This is a genomic window from Mesorhizobium sp. M8A.F.Ca.ET.207.01.1.1, assembly GCF_004794715.1.
Taxonomy (GTDB): domain Bacteria; phylum Pseudomonadota; class Alphaproteobacteria; order Rhizobiales; family Rhizobiaceae; genus Mesorhizobium.
Genome location: NZ_SRUS01000033.1, coordinates 1 through 1,622 on the forward strand (window position 1 = coordinate 1; position 1,622 = coordinate 1,622).

The window sequence follows — 1,622 nt, forward strand, 5'->3', positions numbered from 1 at the left end:
GTATCTACCATCTCTTCGGCCGACTTGCCGAGCGTCTTGAGATGGATCTCCGGTTTCTCCGGTGCTTCGTAAGGAGAATCGACACCGGTGAAATTCTTGATCTCGCCATTCAGCGCGCGGGCGTAGAGACCCTTCGGGTCACGCCTGGCGCATTCCTCGAAAGGCGTGTCGACAAACACTTCGATGAACTCGCCATCGGCCATCAATTCCCTGGCCATGCGCCGCTCGGCGCTGAACGGCGAAATGAAGGAGACAATGACGATCAGCCCGGCATCGGCCATCAGCTTGGCCACTTCGGCGACGCGGCGAATGTTCTCGACGCGATCGGCATCGGTGAATCCGAGGTCGCGGTTGAGACCGTGACGGACATTGTCGCCATCGAGAATATAGGTATGGCGGCCTGTGGCGAACAGCTTCTTCTCGAACAGGTTGGCGATGGTCGACTTGCCGGAGCCCGAAAGCCCCGTGAACCAGAACACGGCCGGCCGCTGGTTCTTCATGTCGGCGCGCACGCGCTTGCCGACATCGAGCGATTGCCAATGGATGTTTTCGGCGCGGCGCAGCGAGTGCACGATCATGCCGGCGCCAACCGTGGCGTTGCTGATGCGATCGATCAGGATAAAGGCGCCAGTGGTCCGGTTCTCGCCAAACGGGTCGAAGGCAATCGGCGCCCGCGTCGAGATGTTGCAGATGCCGACTTCATTCATCTCGAGCGACTTGGCCGCCTCATGGCCAAAGTCGTTGACGTTGATGCGGTATTTCAAGTCGGTGACGGTGGCGCTGGTCTGATCGGTCTCGGTGCGCAGGATATAGGAGCGGCCCGGCAGCAGCGCATGCTCGTCGAACCAGACGATGTTGGCGGCGAACTGGTCGGCGACCTGCGGCCGCGCGGCCGGCGAAACCAGCATGTTGCCCCTGGAAACCTCGACCTCGTCGTCAAGGACGAGCGTTATGGCCTGGCCGGCCACCGCCTGTTTGAGATCGCCGCCATAGGCGACGATGCGTTTGACATGCGAGGACTTGCCCGATTTGGCGACGACGACCTCGTCGCCTTGCGCAATGGTGCCGGACGCGATGGTGCCGGCGAAGCCGCGAAAATCGAGATTGGGGCGATTGACATACTGAACCGGAAAGCGGAACGGCAGCTCGGCGGTGACTTCGTCGACCGAGACGGTTTCGAGTTGCTCGATCAGCGTCGGGCCGGAATACCACTTCATGCTGTCCGAGCGGCGGCTGACATTGTCGCCATAACGGGCCGACATCGGGATCGGCACCATGGTCTGGAAACCGAGATCGCCTGAGAACTGCCGGTAGTCCTCGACGATGCTGTCGAAGACCGCCTGGTCGAAATCGACAAGATCGATCTTGTTGACCGCCAGCACGATGTGGCGAATGCCGAGCAGCGAGGCGATGATCGAATGGCGCCGGGTCTGGCGCAGCATACCCTGCCGGGCATCGATCAGCACGATCGCCAGATCGGCGGTCGAGGCACCGGTCGCCATGTTGCGGGTATATTGTTCGTGGCCGGGCGTGTCGGCGACGATGAACTTGCGCTTCGGCGTGGCGAAGAAGCGGTAGGCGACGTCGATTGTGATGCCTTGCTCGCGCTCGGCCTCGAGGCC

General features: G+C 61.7%; 1 protein-coding gene. It reads right to left on the reverse strand.

Annotated elements, in window-relative coordinates; all coding sequences use genetic code 11:
• Nucleotides 1-1,622 (reverse strand): adenylyl-sulfate kinase (gene cysC, locus EN850_RS33305; protein WP_136092916.1); only part of this gene is annotated, 1,622 nt, incomplete at both ends.